Origin of the sequence: Treponema brennaborense DSM 12168, assembly GCF_000212415.1 — a bacterium.
GTDB lineage: Bacteria > Spirochaetota > Spirochaetia > Treponematales > Treponemataceae > Treponema_F > Treponema_F brennaborense.
The window spans coordinates 340,487-361,571 of the sequence record NC_015500.1 but is presented as its reverse complement, the minus strand read 5'-3'; the positions used below and the strand labels follow the sequence as shown (position 1 = coordinate 361,571).

The following is a 21,085-nucleotide window of genomic DNA, read 5'->3' as shown; positions in this document are numbered from 1 at the left end:
ACTGAAACAAATGATAAAGCATCCTATCCGTACATTTCTGGGACTCACCGTCCTCTATATCGTTATTATTCTCGGCATTTTTCTGCTTCAATTTAGAAGCGAAACGGCGTTTTCCGTCAATATCGGGCAGATGCGTCTGCAGATCGCCGAAACGGTGCAAGCCGACGGCTCCAAAGAACTGAAAAACCGCTTTCTGATAGCGTTCCGCGGCTTGATTTTGTCGGGAGACGAAACGAATCCGGTCAAAATCGAATACGCCGACGGCACACGTGCGGACGCCGTGCTCAGTTCCTGGGAACAGCCGACGCCGCTCAGCTGTACGCTGCGTTTCGGCAAAGATATTTCTATCACATTTACCGTCTCCGAAGCAACCGCTTCGCCTTCGCTCAGCATCGCCGCGCAGCTGCCGGCAGCAGTGCAGGCCGCTTCGCTTCCTTATAAACCGGCGGGCGGCTACATAGTTACCGAACAGACGGCGGCCCGATCCATCATCAGTTCAAAATCGGCTCAATATGAAATCGCGGCGTTTTCCGTTGCAGATTCGTATCTGACGCTTTCGCGCAGACACGCGGCAGCACTGTACGAAGCATACGACCCGACGAGTCTTTTCGATTTCACGTCCGTTACGGGAATGCCGCTCGCCTCCGAAAGTGCGTACAACACGACGGTCAGACAATTCAAAACCGATTTTACACAGCTGTTTGCAAAGTCGATTTCAGATTCATTGACCGAACAGAGTACCGTCAGTTACGTGGCGGCGATGGCTGAAAACGGCAATTACCGAACGGCGATTAACCGGATCCCCGATTCGGTCAAAAACAGCGCCAAACGAACGTATCTTTCCGCCCCGTATTTCAATTCGCTCGTTTCGATGAACCGCAGTCTCGTCATGCAGATTGAAAACGTCAATTCGATGATCGACTACGCGCTGCAGAGTAAATCGCTCGATATTTTCACTTTATATAAATTGGATTCGATTCTGCGTATCCAAAACGATCGGGAAAAAGCCCGAATTCTGCTTTCCCTGCCGGGAACGCTTACCGAATTCAGCCCGACGGTCGCACAGGCCGCCGGCATACTGCTGACGTACGCCGGGCTGAGCAAAACGGATCCCGAATTGGCGGCGCCGCTCGGTGCGGTAACCGATGAGTGCCTCGACGTGCTAGCGGCCGCATGTTCGCTGAACGGTACGACGCTGCAGCTGACGGAAAACGGCACGCAGGTTCCGCTGCTGCAGATTGCGTCCGCAGGAACGGCGCTGATTGCGTACGGAAAATTGACCGGTACCGAAGAGTACACGAACAGCGGCTATATGATTATCAATTCGTATATCAACAGTACCGCAGGATTCGATCTGCGCACGATGTCCGAACTGTATCCGATTCTGGAACCGAACAACTCGGCCTATCCGCACGTTGAAGTGATTGCGAACGCGCAGTCGTCGGGAACGGGAAAAACGGTTTGGGCCTGGACGGCGGCGCAGGCGATCGGATATGAACGGGATTCGGCGGGGAACCTGCTGCTGACCGTCGATTTTCCGCAGGAAGAAACGCACTACCTTATCATAAACGGGATTGAACCGTTCCGCAGAATAGACATTTACGGCGTTGCGTTCAGAACCGATCCGCGATTCGAGACGTATAATTCATCGGGATACGTGTACAACAGGGATACCGGAACGCTGTTCCTGAAATCACGGCACAAAACGCAGAAAGAAACGGTCAAACTGTACTACGATACGCCGGCTCCGGTCGATAGCGAATCCGACCGAACCGAACCCGCCGCGGAAACGGCAGCGGAATAGCGGCGGTAAAACCGCACACCGCTAACTTGTGCGCCGCCGGCTACACGGCGTATTGTTCGGCGTACGATTCCATCAGCGCGTCGAGTTCGTCCGCCGAATCGCACAGCAGCGCCGCGGCGTAATACAGCGCGACGGCCGATTCCGTCGTAAGCAGCCCCATGGGAACGGCGCCCTCGCGCCAAACGCGGCGACTCGTGGTATAATCCGAAAATTCCGTGCGGCATTCCTGCTGCGACGTACAGTAAAACCGGCAATTATGTTTTTTCCCGCGCAGAAGCAGCGGTTTCAGAGAATAATCTCCGTCGCGCATGTTGCCGGTTCCCGACTCGTACAGTTCAAGAAAAAACGTCCGCGTTCCTTCTTCTATCATCGAAACGTACCGCTCGGCTTTGAAGCCCGGATATATCCGGCACAGCATCATGCTGCCGGCGGCCTCGCGCAGCAGATTCCGCATGACGTGCGGATCGGGTTCCTGAATTCCGGAAAACTGAACGGCGAGCGGCCCCGAACCGGTAAAAACCGGTTCTTTCAGATTCCAATTGACGAAGCCGTCCGGCGCCGGACGCACGAATTTCAAATTGAGCGGAGAAAGCACCTTTCCGCCGAAAACCACGTACACGCCGCTCTTTTCACGGACCGCCGTTTCGGCAGCTAACGTCAGATTGCGCCGCGCTTCGTCGGAATCTTCCGGCAGCGCCGCGGAAGCGGTCAATACGACCGGAACGGCCGCGTCGGAAAACAGCCAGAACAGCAGCGCCGCGGTATACGGCAGCGTATCCTTACCGTGCGCAACGACGATGCCTGTCGCGATGCCGGCGGCGATCCGTTCGGCAATTTCGGCAATCAGCGGCGCAAAATCGGCAGGTTCCATTTCCTCGCTGAACAGCCGGCCGACCGGCACCACCTGCACGCGCACGTCGGGAACCGACTGGGCGAACAGTTCGCGCAGCACTTGACCGTCTTCTGCGGAAATGGAACCGTCGGGGCGGCGGCGCGCGCTGATAGCGCCGCCGGCGGACAGTACGTACACGATGCTGATGTGCAGTTCCCGCTTGAACAGATATTTTACCGTTTGCGGAGAAGCGCGGCCCGCCGTCCGTTTCATGATCAGTCCGGTCAGGAATTCGAGCGGCGCCATGTCGCCCGCACGCAGTTTTTCCGCCTCGGCAGGATTCGCCGTTATTACCTTCCGTATCAGCGGCAGCAATTCTTCTTCCGAAGAAATCTGCGCGAACCCTTTGCGTTCGACCGCTTCTTCGGGATCCTTGTCCGTATCTATGATGTTCTGGATAAGCTGTTTTACCAAACCGCCGTGAATCCGATGCGCAACGAACAACTGCACGATCGAAGCGAACCGCGCCGCCGACACGGGATTTTGCGAAATGGAAAGATTCTGCCGTTTCAAAAGCCGAACCAGATCCGCGTTCATGATGTGAGCCGCCGCAACAGGGTCTGCACCGAGACGCACCGCTTCTTCAAAAAAATCGGCGCGTTCTTTTTCATCGCAGATAAAATCCGCGTCGATTCTGCTCACCGAATATTCGGCGCACAGCCGGCGGCGCCGCGGTTCCGGCAGTTCGCACGGAACGCTGCCTGCGGCGGGAATCGTTTCGTAGGCGGCGGGCGTTACCGGCTCGAAGCGGCGTACGTCCTGACGGCTGCGCTGCTTATACGATTCGGTGATATTCTGCCGTTCGTTCCACAGGCGGCTTTCCGACGCGACCGTCCCGCCGCCGGTCAGCACCGATTCCTGCCGGTCGAGCTCCGAATTGATCGCTTTACGCACGAAATTGAACGAATTCAGGTTGCGCAGTTTTACGTAGTACGTCGGAATTTCAGGATACCGGGCGAGCGCCGCGTACGCGTTGCAGCGGATCGCCGTTTCAATTTGAATATCGCCTGAAATTCCCAAATACTGAATCAGCCGGCGCAGTTCGTTCAAAAACAGCTCGGCTTCTTCTCCGAGTTCAAAATCCGCTCCGGTTTTGATGCGCACGCTCGGATAACCGGCGTACGTATAATCCATGCGCGTCTTCCCTTCCGAACGCGTCAGTCTGCCCGCGTCTTCTTCAAGCCGGACTTCTTCAATATGAACGGACTTTTTCCGATGATGGAATTCAATCTCAAGCCGTCCGTTTTCCGCCACTTTCAGCGACAGGCCGGTCAAGCGGCGGGATTCAGATTCCGGCAGCGCGCCCGTCAATCGCTCGAACCGGGCTTTTTCCGGAAAAGAACAACTCAGCGTACCCGCCAGCAGACAAACGGTTTCCAGAATACCGGGAGCCGTAACGCACGGTTTCCCTTCATCGGAAAACACCGTGTCCGCCGCGGACAGCAGAATACGCGCTTCAAGATAGACGTGGGACTGGTACATGCGTTTCTCCCCGGAATCACATTCCGTAAAAAAAATTTGTTTTAATATACAACTTTTCCTGAAAATATGATATACTGTTTAAACTATAGGAGCTTTTGTGAACAAACGCGATTTTCCCAAAATCCACTTTTACGATCAGGATTTTGTTGATATCTATGATAAAACGTGGGCTTGGCTCCAGGACTACTGGATCAATCCCAAAAACAGCGACAATGCAACCGACGGATATTTCGTTTATCCGCAAAACGACACATATATTCTCGACCAATTTGAAGCAATTTTTTCGTCTTTTTTTCTGGTATACTCGAACCGTAATTATCCGGCAAATCAAAACATCGATTATTTCTATGCAAGACAAGAAGAAAGCGGTGCCATCCGTTGGAAATACGACATAAAAGACAACGCTCCGATAGTTTCCGCAGAAAATCCCGAAGGCGTGGGGCTGCCTCTGTTCGCCTGGGCGGAATTCAATCTGTTCCATAAATCGGCGAATAAACGCCGCGTCAAGGACATCATGCCCGTTTTGCAGCGATACATGGATTGGATCGACCGCACGTTCAAACAGCCGAACGGTCTGTACGCCGCTCCGCCGTGCGCGGGCGCGATGTACAATTCACCCCGGGAAGGCGCGTTTTACCCGATCGACTTCAACGCAGCACTCGCAGTAAACGCCATGTATATGGCGGCGCTCGGCGACATTCTGAACGACAAGGATTTGAATTTTCAATACAAACGGATGTATTTTTCACTGAAGACGCGCATCAATTCACTGATGTGGAACGGCGAAACCGCGTTTTATCACGATTTGGATGAAAACGAACAAAAACTTCCGCAAAAGACGATCGCGGGTTTTTTGCCGCTGCTCGCCGAAATGCCGAACGAAGACCGCGCCAGTCAGTTGATTGCGCATTTGTCGAATCCGGCGACGTTCGGAACCGAACATCCGTTTCCGACGCTGTCCGCGGACAGTTTCGACTTCCGCGAAACCGGAGAAGGTTTCCGCGGCGGCGTATATCCGCCGTTCAATTTTATGGTTATCAAGGGACTCGAGAAATACCAGCGGTGGGACCTTGCCCGCGAATGCGCAATCCGGCATCTGTATTACATTCTCGACGCAATGTTTCCCAACGGTTCGCACAACAAAGGCGACTTGTGGGAAGCGTACCAGCCCTGCAAGGAAGGCGTCGCGTCCATGGCGGAAAACCCCGATTTTCCGCGAAGACGCTGCATCCATTACGCGGGACTTTCGACAATCGCGCTTATGATCGAAAACGTCGTCGGCTTGTCCATAAGCCTACCGCGTAAAACGGTCGACTGGATCATTCCGAATCTGGAAATCATGGGAATTGAAAACCTGTCGCTCAAACGGAACCTGATAACCATTCTTTCCAACAAAAGCCAGCGCGGCTGGGAAATCCAAATGGAAAGCGAAAAGCTGTATTATTTTACGATAAATATTTTAGGTCAAAAAAAGAAAACGCTGCCCATCCCCTCCGGAAAATGTTCCATGCTTATAGACAAGCTGTGAGTTCCTGCGGAGAAGCGGGCGCTTCTGAGGAAAAACGATGACGGAACTTGAAGCAGTTATAGAAATCGGATCAACGGGACTGCGGCTTTTGGTAGCTCAAATTCGGGAACACGGCGTGCACGAAAAAGCCGACCGGAACGGAGCCGGCTGGACGGTTATAGACCGTTCGGAAATGCCCGTTGCGCTCGGACGCGACGTTTTTACCGACGGTTTCATATCACGCGAAACGCTGCTGCAGTGCCTGCAAATTCTGAACCGATTTCAGGAACAGCTCGCCGGCTGGGGAATCCAAAACGAACACGTCGCCGTTATCGCGACGAGCGCGTTCCGGGAAGCGCGCAACCGCGACGCCGTACTCGACCGTATCATGGTAAAAACCGGTTTTCACGTAAAAGTTATCGACGGAATAGAAGAAAACCGGCTCATGTATCTGGCGGTCAGTGAATGTCTCAAGGATAAAACCTTCCACCTTGAAGGCATGAATTCGATCATTCTGGAAGTCGGCGGCGGCTCTACCGAACTGATGCTCATCGAACAGGGAAAAATGGCCGGCGCGCACAGTTTACGGCTGGGAACGGTTATCATCGAACAGCAGCTGCGGGCCATGATGGGTTCGCTGCAGGACGCGCGCCGCTTTCTGGAAGAATTCATCCGCAATACGCGAGGTTCGCTCGATACGGAACTGAACCTGTCGAACGTTCTGCAGTTTATTGCCGTCGGATCGGAAGCACAGATCGCCGCAGGCATCTGCGGAACCAAAATATCCGACAATTTGCGGCAAATTTCGCGGACGGCGTTCGACGGCTTCGTCGACGACATTCAGGAGTATTCTATAGAAGAATGCGTCGCCCGTTTTAAGATCCCGTACAGCGACGCGCAGGCACTGCACATCGGCTTGATGGCGTACAAGTTCTTTCTGAAATTGACCAACGCGCAGGAAATTCTGGTGCCGCATACGAGCATCCGCGAAGGACTGATCGCAAGCAGACTGCTGCAGCCGGACGTAAAACTGCAGGACGACTTCCGCCTGCAAGTTACCGCGTCGGCGCTCAGCCTCGCGCGGAAATATAAAGCCGACGAAAAGCACGCCGAATATGTCAGCATGATTTCGCTTAAACTGTTCGACGCGCTCAAGGCCGAACTCGGTCTTGAAGAACGGTCGCGGATGCTGCTTGAAGTAGCCGCCATACTGCACGACATCGGCATGTTCATCCGGGCGGATAAACACGAAGAGCACAGCATGTACATTATCGCACACGCGGATATTTTCGGGCTGACGCAGGACGACATTGCGATAATATCGCAAGTCGCCTATTATCACCGCGGATCGCATTCTCCGCAGGACGACGCGCAGTTTGCCGTTCGCCCGCGTGCAGACCGCATCACGATACTGAAGCTGACGGCCATTCTGCGCGTCGCGGACGCGTTCGACCGCGGGCATTCACAAAAAATTAACGATTTCAGCATCGATTTCAGACAGGACAGTCTTATAATCAAATGCAAAGGAACGCACAACATCATGCTGGAGCGGATGGCGGTTGCCGAAAAATCGAACGTGTTTGAATCGGTATTCGGCTATAAAGTCATTCTGGTATAAACGGCACGAAACATTTTTTTGATAAGGTAACGAAAACGATGAAACGACCGTACACTTTTTTTAACCGGGAACTCTCATGGATAGAATTTAACGCGCGCGTATTGTACGAAGGCTGCCGCCGCGACATACCGGTCATTGAACGGCTGAAATTTCTTGCCATCGTTTCTTCAAATTTCGATGAATTTTTCATGGTACGAGTCGCGGGGCTCAAACGGCAGCAGAAAGCCCAGCCCGACAAACGCGATATTGCCGGTTTGACCGCCGAAGAACAATTGTCCGCGATTGCGAAACGCGTGCACGAATTGGTTGAAAACCAGTACCGCGTGTTAATGAACGAAGTTATTCCCGCACTGAGCGCTGAAGGAATCGAATACGTTCCGCCGAAGAACTACACGGCGCAGCAGCGGCTGTTTACGCAAACGCTGTTTCAGGACGAAATATTCCCGCTGCTGACGCCGCTGCGCACGGATACGGCGGAATTTCCGCACATATCGAACCTGAAACTGCACGCCGCCTTTCTGCTGTCGCCGCTGCCCGACATCACCGTCCGCAACGACGCGTTTGCGGCACAGAACGGCGAACAGCCCGTTGCCGTCGTGCAGGTTCCCTCCGCGATTCCCCGCATCGTCGTGCTGCCCTCGCCGGCGGGACGCAAAATGTTCTCGGTGCTCGACGATATCATCAGCGAATACGGAACGCTGCTGTTTCCCGGCTATACCGTTGAAGAAACGATGCTTTTTAAAGTAACGCGCGATGCAGATTTTGCCGTCGACGAAGACGCCGGCTCCGATTTCATTCAGGCGATGGAAGAAGTGCTTGAAAAACGGCAGTCGTCGTTTCCGGTGCGGCTGGTGTGTACCCGAACCAGCCCCGCAATTTTGGCGTTTCTGATGGAAAAACAGCACCTTTCGGAAAAAGACGTGTATCGGGTTGAAGGGCTGCTCGATCCTTCCACGCTGCTTGATCTGGCCGATTTGCCCGAAGCCGCGGCGCTCAAATACGAAGACTGGGAACGGTTTTATCCGGAGGAGCTGCACAAAGACGTTCCGCTGTGGGACACGCTCAAACAACGGGACATTTTGCTGCACGTTCCCTACCAGTCGTACGAACCGGTTATATCGTTCGTAAACGACGCGGCGGACGACGGCGACGTCCTCGCAATAAAAATGACGCTGTACCGCACCAGCGGCAACTCGCCTATTATCCGGGCGCTCGAACGGGCCGCCCGAAACGGCAAACAGGTTACGGTTTTTGTGGAACTGAAAGCCCGATTCGATGAAAAGCAGAACATATCCTGGGCGGCGCAGCTTGAAAAAGCCGGCGTCATCGTCGTATACGGGATCGTAAACTTGAAAGTACATGCAAAAATACTGCTCGTCGTCCGCCGCGAAAGCGCCGGCATCCGCCGGTACGTGCATCTTTCCACCGGAAACTATAACGACAAGACCGCCAAATTTTACGTCGACATGTCCCTGTTTACGGCGAATCAGGAAATCGCAAACGACGCGACGCTTTTTTTCAACATCATTTCCGGTTATTCGGTCATTCAGCCGATGAAACGGCTCATCATGGCGCCGGTCAATCTGAAATCGCGCCTGATAGATTTAATAGAACGCGAAATAAGTCTTTCCACGCCGGAATCACCGGGTTTGATCATGGCAAAAATGAACAGCCTCGGCCATCGGGAAATCATCGAAGCGCTGTATCGGGCAAGCCGCGCGGGCGTGCAGATAGCGCTGAACGTTCGGGGAATCTGTATGCTGGTTCCCGGCGTCCGGGAACAAAGCGAGCACATTTGCGTTACCGGCATCATAGATCGGTATTTGGAACACACGCGGATTTTTTACTTTCTGAACGGCGGGGCCGAAGAACTCTATCTTTCCAGTGCCGACTGGATGCCGCGGAATCTCGATCGGCGCGTGGAACTGATGTTTCCGATCACGCAGGAAAACATATTCAAAACGGTCAAAGACACGCTGCTGTCCTATTTCAAGGACAACACGCACGCACAGCGGCTCCAACCGGACGGTTCGTGGCAGCCGGTGCAGGCCGCGCCGCGTGAAGAAAACAGCAGCGCACAGCGGCACTTTTACCATTCGTACCGGCAAATCGCCGAAATATCGAAGCGTGAAATTCCGCTCGAGTTCGTCGTCAGACGCAAAGACTGACACGCGCCGCCTTTACTCCGCGAATACGAATCCGTTTTTACCCAGCGATTTTGCTTCGTACAGCGCCTTGTCGGCACGCATGAGAATCGACGATGCGTCGCTTTCACCGTATCTGATCAGCGTAACGCCGAGGCTGATCCGGATTTCCGATTTCGTTCTGAAAGCCTGAACGATCGATTCGGCCTGCTGCAGCGCGTCGTCTTTGCCGGATACGTCGAAGCACCACACGTTAAACTCGTCGCCGCCGTAACGCGCCACGATGTCGTTCCGGTGCAGTGTCTGAACGAGCAGATTCGCCGTACGCATGTCCTTTCGTATCGTTGAACGATTTGAAATTATCCACATCAAGAAACATGCAGCAGTTGAAGTGTCCCGACAGCAGAGACGGTTCGGTTTCGCTTGCAGCGGCGGTTTTTGCGCCGTGCAAATCCTTTTCGACGATATGGCGCGCCGCACTCCTGGTGTACACGTTAGTCAGGGAATCGCGCAGCAGCCGCTGCCGCTCTTTTTTGCGTAAAAAGATGAAAGCTCCCACGAACCCGCATATCAGCAAGGAAATCACCACCGTTTTTATAAAAACGGCAACTGCTTCGTTTTTCAAATCCCAAAACTCCGTATCATACGCTTCGTGAACTACCAAACTCAATATGATCCAATCTTTGACATCCGCTTTCCGATAATATACGTACCGGAGTGCGGAGTTTTCCTTGTTTTTATAGGTAAAATAACCGGATTCGGTCGTATTTATTTTTTCTTTCAGCACGGGAACTTCCTGTTCGGTAATAAAACCGCGTTTTACCATCATGTCGTAAAAATCGGTAAAATAGCGCATATCTTCATGCGTTGCGATCAGGCAGCCGGACGTGTCGATCACCATATTCGTACCGATTCCTTCGATATCTTCATGCAGCAGCAGGTTTCCCCAATAAAGCGAATCGTATATGATACATAAGCCGCCGCATGGGGTTCCGTCGATGATCAGCGGCACACCCAGCAGCACATATTCCCGCTGAGAACCGTCGGCGTACTTCACGGGCATTGAATCGGAAATCACGTCTTCTCCGTTCATGATCCGGGTAAAAAAATCCTTATCAGAAACGTCCGTACGATAGGTATCGCTGAAATATACCATGCCCGAAGCGTCCATGATGCCCATAATATACCCGGAGTCCTCGGAATTCTGCAAAAAAGAGCGAAACGGCGTGTCGTCGCTGCTGCCGGAAACGGCCCAGAACGAAGCAAGCCGGTGCAGCATGTCGAACGACGAATCTATCAGATTTTGCAGAACGGATCTGCATTCCCGCGTAGTCTGCTTAAGATCGTTGTTGATAACAGCCTGAACGGAGTAACTCAAATTGCTGTAATGCTGATAAAAAATCAAACTCTGAAACAAGAGCAGCAATACGATGCATATACAGCAGAAAAGTTGTAAAAAAACAGCAGTTTCGTTCTTTTCAGCAAAACGGTAATCCTTTGCCCGTAACCGCTCCGTTACGGGCGCAATAATTCAGCAGCAGTGTTCGATAAAATCGCCGCAACGGATATCATGGCTGATATGTCGCTTTCCGGAAGGCTTCTTGAACCAGCGCTTTGAATTCGCGCTGAAAGCGTTCTTCCGTAAATGATTTGGCATGTGCCGATATCACATCCTTTTTGAAGACGGACTTTTGATCTAATGCTTCAAACGATAGAATTGCATCTGCGACGGAATCCGTTTCCTGTTTTTCAAAAAAAATTCCCGTTTTTCCGTCCACAACGGTTTCTTTAGCACCGCCGCGCCCGAATGCAATTACCGGCCGGCCGCATGCCTGAACTTCAAGCGGAACGAATCCGAAATCTTCCTCAGCACAGAAAATCAAGGCACGGCACCGCTGCAGATAATTCAAAAGTGCTTCGTCGGAAAGTCTGCCGGTAAAAACGATATTGCGGTCGCCGGCCGCAAGTTTCCGCAACCTTTTTTCTTCTGAACCGCTGCCGATGACGATCAGCTTTCTCCCCAGCTTTTTACATGCGGAAACGGCGAGATCTATCCGCTTGTACGGAACGAGACGGGAAAAAGCAACGTAGAAGGTATCCGGTTCATCGTCGCACGGTGTAAATCGACTGACATCCACCGGAAGATACACTACGGCAGCGTCTCTGTTCCAGAATTTTTTGATTCTGCGCGCTATATACCGTGAATTCGCAGCCAAAAGATCCACCCGCTGGCTGCTGACGTAATCCCATAAGCGGATCTGCGGCATCCATGTATCCATAAACAAACGGGTCAAAAATCCGCTTCTCTTTCGGTAATCGAAAAACAAATCCCATGCATACCGCATCGGGGAGTGAATGAACGCCACGTGAGGAACATACGGAGGGGTAATAACGCCCTTAGCACAAGACGAAGAACTTGAAATTACCAAATCAAAACCCGAAAAATCGAACGATTCAAACGCCGACGGCATAAATTTCAGCAGTTTGGTATAAATCTTTGAAGAGAAAGGGATTCGCTGAAAAAACGAAGTGTGTATTTTACAATGTTCAAAATGGGCGCCCAATCTTTTTTTGTCATACACTAGCGTAAAAAGTTCCGCATCGGGATACAGCTTCAACAGATATTCAACAAAGAGTTCGGCCCCTCCGTAATTTACCAGCCAGTCATGTACGATTGCTACTTTCATGAAATTCCTCTAGTGTACGTTGAATTATACGCGCCGTGCGTTCAAAAGAATAAATGCGGGGGATATCGGTTCGTTCCATCGAACATCGCTCGGAATCGATAAGCTTTTTCGCCAAATCATCAGAATCACCGGTTCTAAAAAATATTACCGGAAAATCTCCGTAAATTTCCCGAAACACGGGAATATCGGAAATCACCGCCGGCGTTCCCAGACTCAGCGCTTCAAGCGGCGGCATTCCGAACCCCTCATAAAAAGACGGCTGAACGAGCAGTCTTGCCCTTTTATAAAGATTTTTCAATTGCAAATCGGAAATTTTACCGGTAAACTCCACGGAACCACGCGCCGCGAGAGCTACCTTATCAAATACGGATTCATCTTTCGTCCGAAAATTATCAGCATTACCGACTATCAGCAATTTTGCCGATACGCCTTGCTGCTGAGCCTGTATGAAAGCGTTAAGCAGTACGGATAAACCTTTATGTTTTTTTATGTTTCCGACAAATAGAAAGAAATTCTCTTTATCAGACGGAACGGCAGTCTCCGCCGCTTCCAGCAGCCACGGAGGAACTGCATTATAAGTAACTACGATCCGTTTTTTGCAATTCAAATGAAACCGGATACGTTCCGCAGAAAATTGCGAAACGGTGAAAATCACGTTCGACTGCCGAACCGCGTACAAATAAAGCACTTTTCGCAAAAAAGTTCCAATTTTTGAAACGAGACCGGGAACATCCAAAAAGACGACATCATGTATCGTAGAAAAAACGGGAATCTTTAAATGCAGCGGTATGTTGCAATACGGAGAATAAAAAACATCACAAGTACGTATCCGTTTCTTTATAGAATACGGGAAAAAAAATAAATCACATACGGAAAACGGTCGTATATCGCATTCAACAATACTCACGTTCTTCCGGGCGGCAAATTGCTCAAGCTCCGTACGCGCACCGATAAGAAGACATTCATTTTGATTTACAAAATAGGGAAGCAAAGACGAAATGTAAGAGCCTATGCCTCCGCTGTCGATCATTCTGCAATCAATTGCAATTTTCATGTTGATTTTTCAGAAACGGTTTTAATCATGAAATCTGCAATTCTGCAGCCGGCTTCTCCTTCATGCATCCATGCGGTTCGTTTTGCAAGCTGACGTTCGGCGGCAAGTGCAGGACTGTCAGCCGCGTTTTGTATAACGTCTTTTATCTGCGGAAAATCTTTTTCTTCCAACTTAATGCCCATTTTCTCAAGAACGGTAAACTGCCACATCGATTTCTTCAGATCATACGCATCATACGGCCGTAAATCAATATCTGCATTGGCATATATAACGGGTTTGTCACATAAAAAAGTATAATCGAATATGATTCCGGAAAAATCTGAAATCATAATATCAGCCCGTTTCATGGCATAAATATTGTCCCTGTTATAGTCCCATTCGATATTAGGAACCGCTTTATATCGTTCTTCCAAACGGGAAAGCGTATCCGCTTCCGATTTTTTTGATTGCGGATGCGGACGAACAAGAATCGTCCAACCGGTTGCAACCAACGGATCAAGAAGTTTTTCTCCGAACCGTTTAAGCAGACCCGCAGCTCCCCAGGAAGGAGAAACAAGAACCGTAAATCGATGCTCAGCTTCGTCGGGTACGGATTGCATTTTGTCTGCAAGTACATCAAGATACGAACAGCCCACCGTTACCAATTGCTTGGGAGGAAGGCCTCGCTGCCGTTCCAACGCACACAAATCGTCTTTCTGATAATCACCCGTTAAGAGTACCGAATCAAAATAATCAAGACCGAAAAGTCTGTAAGTCGTCGCGTCATTCGTCATGTGCAAAACGTGCGCATAATGCTTTACGTTTTTTGAACGTTTAAGCTGATACACTTGCAGTCCCGGAGTCGTCATGACAACGATACCGGCGCTCAATAGGTTCAAACGGGCAAACGCAGCGTTGCCCTCATCGATAAATTCGGCACGTATGAACTGATACTGCCGTTCAAAAACGGGATCGTTTTTTGCCGACGTATAATAAACGAGCGGAATCGCCCGTTTTTCAAATTCATCTACGACGGGTTTAAAAACGTTCCAATACTGAATACCCTCACAATAAATGACGTACGGATCGCAAACGGAAATATCCTGCAAGCTTCCGTTTTTCTTACCGGAAAAAAAGAGTTTTACTTTTATTACCGCAGCTTTTGCAAGAAAAAACAACGTAGCGGCAGCGCCGATGAGAATCGAAAACAACATGCTTCCCGTTCCGGGATCGATATAAAGCGGCAAAAAAATCATATTCATCAGTTTATTCCCTGCTGCCAATTTGCAGCGTCAAAAATATTTTCTTTTATCGTATACCAGTCTTTCTGCGGAACCTTGAACGTATTGATTCCGTTTCCGCCCGGCCGCCAGTTATGAGTCAGAACGACGCCGGACGCTTTTTTATCCTCAGGCTTTATTTCCGTAATTTCTTTTCCGGTAAAAGGATTTATCGGTTTTTCCACAAGGTCTTTCAGCGCAAGAGCGGGAACATCCGCGTTAGTCATAAAATCGTTATTTATGACGAGCTTACCCGTCGCGTTAAAATCTTTCACGAACAGCAGCGGATGGTTATGATCGGGATTATACGCCATATTCCAAGTTTCGGGAAAATCAAGCCTTTTACCGTCCGCAGTGCCGATTCCGTGGTCGCTGACCATGATTATTCTGGTATTATCATAGCAATCGTTTTCTTTAAGATACTGTATCCATTCGCCGAGCCGTTTAAAAGCAGCGATATTTCCGCCGACACTGCTGTATTCGCTTAACGGTTTCGGCCCCTTATCCGTAACTTCTATCGCAGGCTCGTAATCCGGAGCTTGCAGCTCTTGTCCCGAATGAGTCGTGTCGTTTACGATAGTAAAATATGCGTTTTTCTCGGAGGTAAAATCCGTTAAACGGGGTAGAAACGCAAGAGCAGAATAATAATCGATAAATTCCATTATATCACCAGTTTGCTCGTCGGACGACCACCAAATTCCGTCGTCATACACGCTGTCACGCATAAAAAGCGGAACCATTTTAAAAAGACTGAACCACGTAAGATTCCGCTTTATGGCGTTGCTGGTAATATTTTCCTTAATTTTATCCGGATTCTCTTTTACCCACAAACTTGAATATTTCCGCTGAACATTAAATCCGGTAATATCTGAGTACGGATCACAAATAGACATATCCGGAATCCAACTGTAATTTGCCCAACTTAAATCAGAGACAGTCGCGTTAAAATCGGCTTGTTCCGTAAAAATACGCGGCAATAACAGCAGTGATTCGTTTTGTTTATCAACCAGCCGCGCTGAACTGCGCGCATTCATTTCTGCCGGCGTATATTCATAACCGCCGAACAGCGGCGGCGCCCCCAGCAGCGTTCCCTGATTATACGATATTGTATTCCGATAGAGAGTAAAACCGTCGTAGATATCGTAAAGTTCAGGAAACGTTTCAAAGATAGGTTCCACATACGCGTTTTCTGCCCTGTCCAGCATAAAAACCACGACGTTCTTGCCTGTTTTTGAAAGATGATACACTGGGGAAATATGCATTTCGCTGCTGACTCCATCGGCGATGGTGTCTTCATAATCGTTATAACTGCCGTTAATCTGACCGATATGGATTACCGTTATGGCACATTCCGCAATCAGAATAATCGAGACGATACCGTTCAGCAATTTGACTTTCCGGAATTTCAATATAATAATCGGAACGAGCACCGCTGCAATGATACCGATCATATTCAGCAGCTGCATAGTGCCGCTTGCTGCGGTAATCGTCGCTGAAAAGGTAATCAATCTTGATAAATTGCCATAGCTTCCCGAAAAAAGAAACGCGTCAATCAATCCGACAAAGAGAACAACCGGCATACATATTGCAAAAACCGCTTGAACTCTGGCGTTAAAAAGAAAATAAACGCAAAGTCCCCAAAAAACCACAAGTCCGAAAACCTGCAAAGTCGAATTGTAAAGAAAAAACAGCGGATTTCCGTAACCGTCGATATTCGCGAATTCCACCGCGGAAGAATTGATAACGTACGACGGAATCACGAAGCCGGCCAGCAGGCAAAGCGCAGCCGCAGAACATACAAACAAAGTCAAGCGCGCACGCCGGTCTTCCACAAGCGGTGCGAACACCGTATCAAGCAGAAATCTGATTCCTTTGAGTACGAGCGGAGCCGTAAGCAAAAGCGAAAACACCGCGGCCATAAGAATACGTTTATGCAGAAAGCCGTTATGAATGAACAGCAAATAATAATCCAGACCGGCAACAGCGACTACCAGTAAAAGATACAGAACTTTTAACGGATTTTTTATTTTATAAAAGATATTTTTCACCAATGAAAAAATATTGTTCATTGTCCAATACAAGACAAGGCCTGACGGCGAATTATACAAAATGACGAGAAACACAAGCGCCATTCCGTAAATCTGTATTTTGTCTTTCGCCTTAAAACCTTTCGTATATATGGCGCCTGCAACGATATTGATTACGGTCATTGCAATCGGCAAAACGTTTATGGGAAAAGTTCCTATGGAAAAAAGAGCGTCGGGCGCTCCCATGTCTTTAATGAATAAAAAATTTTTTCCGGCCAGAACGGGCAGTTTTGAAAGGAAACTGTAAGCTGCAATAAAAAACGGAATTTGAATAAGCAGCCCGAAAGAAGAACGAAGCGCCATTATAGGATGGTAATGATTCTGTTTGTAAAAAGTAGAAAGAATCATATACTGCTCATCGCCTTTAAAAACGGCCTTTATGCGGCTTATCCCCGGATCAAGACGTTTTTCAATATCACGCTGAACCTGCTGCCAATGTTCCGCAACAATATAAAGCGGAAGGCATAAGATAGAGACCGCAAAACTGACTCCAATAACGGAGATTCCTGCATTTTTGAAGACTCCGTTAAAAAGCATGAACGCGAATTCAATAATCTGAATTAATGGGTATATAATTACCGTATAAAGAAAACTAACCATAGTTGGAAAGTATATACTCTATATATGATAAAATCAATAAAGGGTATTCAAATAAACCGATTACGATAAACTGAACGTATCTTCAATATCAAATTTACCTATACTAGAAAAATGAATAAAAAGATGATAATGTTTACCACATGAACCGTCCAAACAGGAAAATCGTACTGTCGTTCCTTATTTTGATCTTCGTTTCTGCAAATTCTTTTTCACAGGGTATGCAGCAACTCGTTCCGGCTAAGCATTGGATTTACGATGCACTTTCCATGCTCTATTCCGAAACGGCCAGCACGTCCCTGACTGCCAACGCACCGCTGTCGATTGCCGAACTTACAATGTATTTTTCGGAAATTTCATACGAACGCTTATCTTCTTCCGGCAAAGAACTTTACCGGCAAGTGGCGGATTTTTTTGATAACCGCAAAGACCTGTTCTTATCGGATTCCGTATACACGGGTTTGAATATTGCCGTATCCCCCGGTGTTTTATACAAAAGCAACGATCAGATCAAATGGTCGTTCGGAACGGATTATACGGGAAACGGAGAAAACTCAACTATAAGTACGAAACTGAAGGAGTCCTTTGCTGCTGCTGCTGCCAGTACGTCTTCCGATTCCATTTCATATGACACGGGAATCGACTACGGTGCCGCCTCGTCTTTTTCCGGAAACGAACTGACGACACCTTTCATCGCAATACCGATTTATCTCGGTTTTTCGGATTACGTTTTTCTGGAAACGATTCCGTTTTTCGGAAAAAGCTTTTGGGGAATGACGTCCGCACGGAATTTTACCAATATTCCTTACACGGCCGATGATTTTGAATTTTTATGGCCGCAGATCGCTTACGGCAGCATAGGAAAAAGCTTTGGCAATTGGGGTATAAATCTGAACATTGCGAAAGAAGGACTCCAAATAGGTAAAACGCAAACGGGAAGTATCATTTACAACTCGACTTTTGAAACAGATTGTTACACGCAACTGAACATATATTCGCCAAAAATAAAATATAATCTCGATGCGATACAAATTTCCAGAAATAAATTTATGTATCTGCATAATCTTGAGATACGCCCGATTAAATGGTTTAAGGGTGGCATGGTAGAAGGGACGCTCATAAACGCACCTTTTGAATTGCGATTTCTCAATCCGCTCATGATAATGCATTCATTCGGCGCATGGGACGAATACATGTCTGCGGAAGAAAAAACATACTACGGAGAAGCACACGTCTGCGCATATATAGGATTTTACGCAGATGTCACTCCGTGCAAATACTTGAGAATCTACGGTTTATACGCCCAGAATGAAATTCAAATACCCGCCGAACGAAAATCGGAAACGGGACGGGCAATGCCGGACAGTCTCGGCGGTCAATTAGGTTTTGAACTCACCATTCCCGGTAACGACAACGGCTGGTGGCTCGGCACGCTGGAAGGAATTTATACGACACCGTTCTTATACATAAAACACGGAGCGGAATGGTCGCTGTATCGGGAACGGTATAATATGCAGAGCAACGGAAAACTGCCTATATGTTCATGGATCGGAACTCCGTTCGGTCCCGACTGCGTAGGATTACAGGCGCGCATCGGTTATTCCGTTCCGCAAAAATGGAATGCTGAAATAAATTATCTCTTTGTCGCACACGGAACGAATTCATTCGGCCTCCTCGACAACACGGTCACCATAGACGGAAAAACATATTACGCCTATTATCCGTCGGTACTGTATAAATTAAATCAGGAAGGGAAAGGAGGTCTTACCGCGCAAGAAGCAGAACAGCTTGCCCAGTCATATCAACTAACGGGTATAATACAATACACGAATCAGATCGTATTGAAATCCAGCTATAGTATCGACGACCATTTGACTTTAAATGGTCACGCGGCATATACTTTTATTTTTAACAATAAGAATCAGCAAGGAATTTTTGAGCAGGGATTTGAATTATCACTTGCACTTACCTATTCCGTTTTTTAACAGACAATCTTCCAAGGAGGAATGATATGAAAAAGATTTTGTCATTTTTTACCGCTTTATGTTTCAGCATATTGTTCGCACATCCGCAGATGAATACGTCCGTAGATATCTCAGACAGTATCTATTCCGTACTTGAAATCGCCCGATTACGCGGTCTCTGCAGCAGTTTACCGGGCGTAAAACCGTATTCGGAACAACGTATTCTCATTGCAATAGATGAAATTTTGGAAAATGAAAGCAAATTGCTTCCTACTGAAAAAGAAGTCCTGTACGGTTTCAAAGAAACGCATACCAGAAAAGAAGGTTTGGACCTCTGGAACGCCCGTTACCGTCTTGAAAACGATGCGGAAAACTTTCCGCTAAGCTTACAGATTCAGGCATCGCTGGAAACATCCGCTTCTTCCGGATTTTATACGAAATCCGCTTTTAACCAATGGGGCTTCGATATCATGCCGTCGATATCTCTCTCCGGCGATATCGGAAACAACGTTTCATACGCGACTTCCGTTCTTTTCGATCTGACAAGAATGCCGCTGCATAAAATGGGAGATTACTTTATCGGGTACTCATGGTATGAGTCCGATGTGGAAGGTTTTTTTAACGGAACCGGAAACGGGGACGATTTGGCAAAAAGGACGATTAACAAATTTCTGAATACGTCCTACTTACCCTATTCGTATCAAAAAAAATGGGGCGGACAGATGTATCTGCTTTCCAATATGTCTGCGTCGGGACTTGAAGGCTGGGCGCAGTCGTTAGGAATGAGCGGAGACATCACGGGTGAAATCAGAGGTTCCTTTTTAAATAATAAAATATCCGTATCCGCCGGCCGCGGTTACCGCGAATGGGCGGCTATGGATGACGGCAGCAGTCTCGTTCTCAATAAAAAAGCCCGTCCGTTTATGGCGGCGGAATTTACCGTGGAACTTTTCCCGTTTCTGAAGTTTTCGGGACTCACCGGCATTCTCGAATATCCCAATCAGGATTATATAAATGAAAATTCATACGCGAGTGATCACAAAAACAGAACCGATGATTCGTATTTTTTCCAAAACGCGTTTTCAATCAACATGATTGAACTCGACTTTAAATATTTTCATTTCGATGCCGGAACATCGGTCGTATGGCCTAAACGGTTTGAACTCGGATATATATTCCCGCTGACACTTTTTCTTGAATACCAGAATCATGTAGGCGACTACGACAACCTTGCATTATTCGGCAACGTAAAATTTCAAAAGCCCGGTCTCGGCTCTTTATGGGCGTCGCTGTATCTTGATGAAATAAACGGGCTGAATAATAATCCCATTACGTCGGCGCGGGCAATGTTTGCAGGTCAAATAGGAACGAAAGTGGTCATTCCCAAATTGCCGTTTGCAACGGTCTCCGTCCGGTACACTAAAATCGAACCGTACTGCTACACGCACCATTCCATAAACTACACTCCGTGGTACGCTCACTATATCAGTGAAAATTATACGAACAACGGAGAAGCCTTGGGCTACTACTTGCCGCCGAACTCGGACGAATTACTGCTGCGTTTCAACGTGAGACCGAAAGCAAGTATGCTCACTTCACTCCAATATCAATTTATCAGGCACGGAGCCGATTACGGTTCACAGCAAGTTCCCGGCAGTTCTTTATATTCGGAGATGAGTCCGTATAACCGCGACAGTTTGAAAAAATACTTTCTCCGGGACGGTGCCTATCAATGGATGCATATCGTCAGCATCGGAGCTTCGTACGATTTCAAAAAAACGAAAATTCCGTTCCAACTCTTCGGAAACGCGGGCTTTTTGTACAGTTATTTTACGGTTATTGATGACGTCGTGTATGACAAACGCGGAGCAGACCGCAATACGCCGTTTCATAGCGTTGATACCTCCGAATATCCGGTGCAAACGGGCGTAGTGCTTACGTTGGGAATCAAAATTTGGCCGTAAACTCATCAAAAGTTCATTGCTGAAAA

The 21,085-nt window shown here is 48.5% G+C and carries 13 protein-coding genes; 6 read left to right on the top strand and 7 right to left on the bottom strand.

Going from position 1 to position 21,085, the window contains the following annotated elements:
• Positions 1 to 10 precede the first annotated feature (10 nt).
• A complete protein-coding gene (locus TREBR_RS01530) occupies positions 11 to 1,804 on the top strand; it encodes a hypothetical protein (protein WP_013757476.1) in 1,794 nt (597 codons plus the stop codon).
• Positions 1,805 to 1,844: 40 nt separating this feature from the next.
• Here TREBR_RS01530 and TREBR_RS01525 read toward each other — a convergent pair whose 3' ends face one another.
• Positions 1,845 to 4,178, bottom strand: a complete 2,334-nt coding sequence (locus TREBR_RS01525; RefSeq protein WP_013757475.1) for an asparaginase domain-containing protein — start codon at positions 4,176 to 4,178, stop codon at positions 1,845 to 1,847.
• 97 nt (positions 4,179 to 4,275) lie between these two features.
• Between TREBR_RS01525 and TREBR_RS01520 the strand changes: the two genes are divergently transcribed.
• From TREBR_RS01520 to ppk1, 3 genes are read left to right on the top strand one after another with little or no spacing between them, the layout of a single operon-like run.
• On the top strand, positions 4,276 to 5,706 hold the full coding sequence (locus TREBR_RS01520; RefSeq protein WP_013757474.1) for an MGH1-like glycoside hydrolase domain-containing protein: 1,431 nt from the start codon (positions 4,276 to 4,278) through the stop codon (positions 5,704 to 5,706).
• Positions 5,707 to 5,743: 37 nt separating this feature from the next.
• Positions 5,744 to 7,303 carry a Ppx/GppA phosphatase family protein gene (locus TREBR_RS01515; RefSeq protein WP_013757473.1) on the top strand — a complete coding sequence of 520 codons (1,560 nt, stop codon included), beginning with the start codon at positions 5,744 to 5,746 and terminating at the stop codon, positions 7,301 to 7,303.
• Positions 7,300 to 9,471, top strand: a complete 2,172-nt coding sequence (gene ppk1 / locus TREBR_RS01510) for a polyphosphate kinase 1 (RefSeq protein ID WP_281054877.1) — start codon at positions 7,300 to 7,302, stop codon at positions 9,469 to 9,471. Before TREBR_RS01515 ends, ppk1 begins: the two co-directional genes overlap by 4 nt.
• A 12-nt stretch (positions 9,472 to 9,483) precedes the next feature.
• On the opposite strand, the gene TREBR_RS14735 is transcribed toward ppk1, so the two are convergent.
• The 6 genes from TREBR_RS14735 to TREBR_RS01480 all read right to left on the bottom strand — a co-directional run bounded on the left by TREBR_RS14735 (position 9,484) and on the right by TREBR_RS01480 (position 17,071).
• Positions 9,484 to 9,729, bottom strand: a complete 246-nt coding sequence (locus tag TREBR_RS14735; RefSeq protein ID WP_041610287.1) for a diguanylate cyclase — start codon at positions 9,727 to 9,729, stop codon at positions 9,484 to 9,486.
• Positions 9,701 to 10,825 (bottom strand): diguanylate cyclase, encoded by a 1,125-nt coding sequence (locus TREBR_RS14730; RefSeq protein WP_156786584.1) that lies wholly within the window; start codon positions 10,823 to 10,825, stop codon positions 9,701 to 9,703. The genes TREBR_RS14735 and TREBR_RS14730 overlap by 29 nt, the downstream gene beginning before the upstream one ends.
• Positions 10,826 to 11,015: 190 nt before the next feature.
• The gene (locus tag TREBR_RS01495) at positions 11,016 to 12,134 is read right to left on the bottom strand and encodes a glycosyltransferase (RefSeq protein ID WP_013757471.1); all 1,119 of its coding nucleotides are present in this window, start codon (positions 12,132 to 12,134) and stop codon (positions 11,016 to 11,018) included.
• Positions 12,112 to 13,164, bottom strand: coding sequence for a glycosyltransferase family 4 protein (locus tag TREBR_RS01490; RefSeq protein ID WP_245523743.1), 1,053 nt, complete (start codon positions 13,162 to 13,164; stop codon positions 12,112 to 12,114). The genes TREBR_RS01495 and TREBR_RS01490 overlap by 23 nt, the downstream gene beginning before the upstream one ends.
• Positions 13,165 to 13,184: 20 nt before the next feature.
• Positions 13,185 to 14,429 carry a CDP-glycerol glycerophosphotransferase family protein gene (locus TREBR_RS01485; protein ID WP_013757469.1) on the bottom strand — a complete coding sequence of 415 codons (1,245 nt, stop codon included), beginning with the start codon at positions 14,427 to 14,429 and terminating at the stop codon, positions 13,185 to 13,187.
• On the bottom strand, positions 14,429 to 17,071 hold the full coding sequence (locus TREBR_RS01480) for a YidC/Oxa1 family membrane protein insertase (RefSeq protein ID WP_052296130.1): 2,643 nt from the start codon (positions 17,069 to 17,071) through the stop codon (positions 14,429 to 14,431). The genes TREBR_RS01485 and TREBR_RS01480 overlap by 1 nt, the downstream gene beginning before the upstream one ends.
• Positions 17,072 to 17,274: 203 nt before the next feature.
• Between TREBR_RS01480 and TREBR_RS01475 the strand changes: the two genes are divergently transcribed.
• A complete protein-coding gene (locus tag TREBR_RS01475; protein WP_013757467.1) occupies positions 17,275 to 19,116 on the top strand; it encodes a hypothetical protein in 1,842 nt (613 codons plus the stop codon).
• 26 nt (positions 19,117 to 19,142) lie between these two features.
• On the top strand, positions 19,143 to 21,059 hold the full coding sequence (locus TREBR_RS01470) for a hypothetical protein (protein ID WP_013757466.1): 1,917 nt from the start codon (positions 19,143 to 19,145) through the stop codon (positions 21,057 to 21,059).
• Positions 21,060 to 21,085 lie beyond the last annotated feature (26 nt).

Excerpts from the sequence above, each read along its gene's own strand:
- TREBR_RS01530 (WP_013757476.1), top strand. The coding sequence starts at position 11 with ATGATAAAGCATCCTATCCGTACATTTCTGGGACTCACCGTCCTCTAT.
- TREBR_RS01525 (WP_013757475.1), bottom strand. The coding sequence starts at position 4,178 with ATGTACCAGTCCCACGTCTATCTTGAAGCGCGTATTCTGCTGTCCGCG.
- TREBR_RS01515 (WP_013757473.1), top strand. The coding sequence starts at position 5,744 with ATGACGGAACTTGAAGCAGTTATAGAAATCGGATCAACGGGACTGCGG.
- TREBR_RS01495 (WP_013757471.1), bottom strand. The coding sequence starts at position 12,134 with ATGAAAGTAGCAATCGTACATGACTGGCTGGTAAATTACGGAGGGGCC.
- TREBR_RS01490 (WP_245523743.1), bottom strand. The coding sequence starts at position 13,164 with ATGATCGACAGCGGAGGCATAGGCTCTTACATTTCGTCTTTGCTTCCC.
- TREBR_RS01485 (WP_013757469.1), bottom strand. The coding sequence starts at position 14,429 with ATGAATATGATTTTTTTGCCGCTTTATATCGATCCCGGAACGGGAAGC.
- TREBR_RS01480 (WP_052296130.1), bottom strand. The coding sequence starts at position 17,071 with ATGCTTTTTAACGGAGTCTTCAAAAATGCAGGAATCTCCGTTATTGGA.
- TREBR_RS01475 (WP_013757467.1), top strand. The coding sequence starts at position 17,275 with ATGAACCGTCCAAACAGGAAAATCGTACTGTCGTTCCTTATTTTGATC.
- TREBR_RS01470 (WP_013757466.1), top strand. The coding sequence starts at position 19,143 with ATGAAAAAGATTTTGTCATTTTTTACCGCTTTATGTTTCAGCATATTG.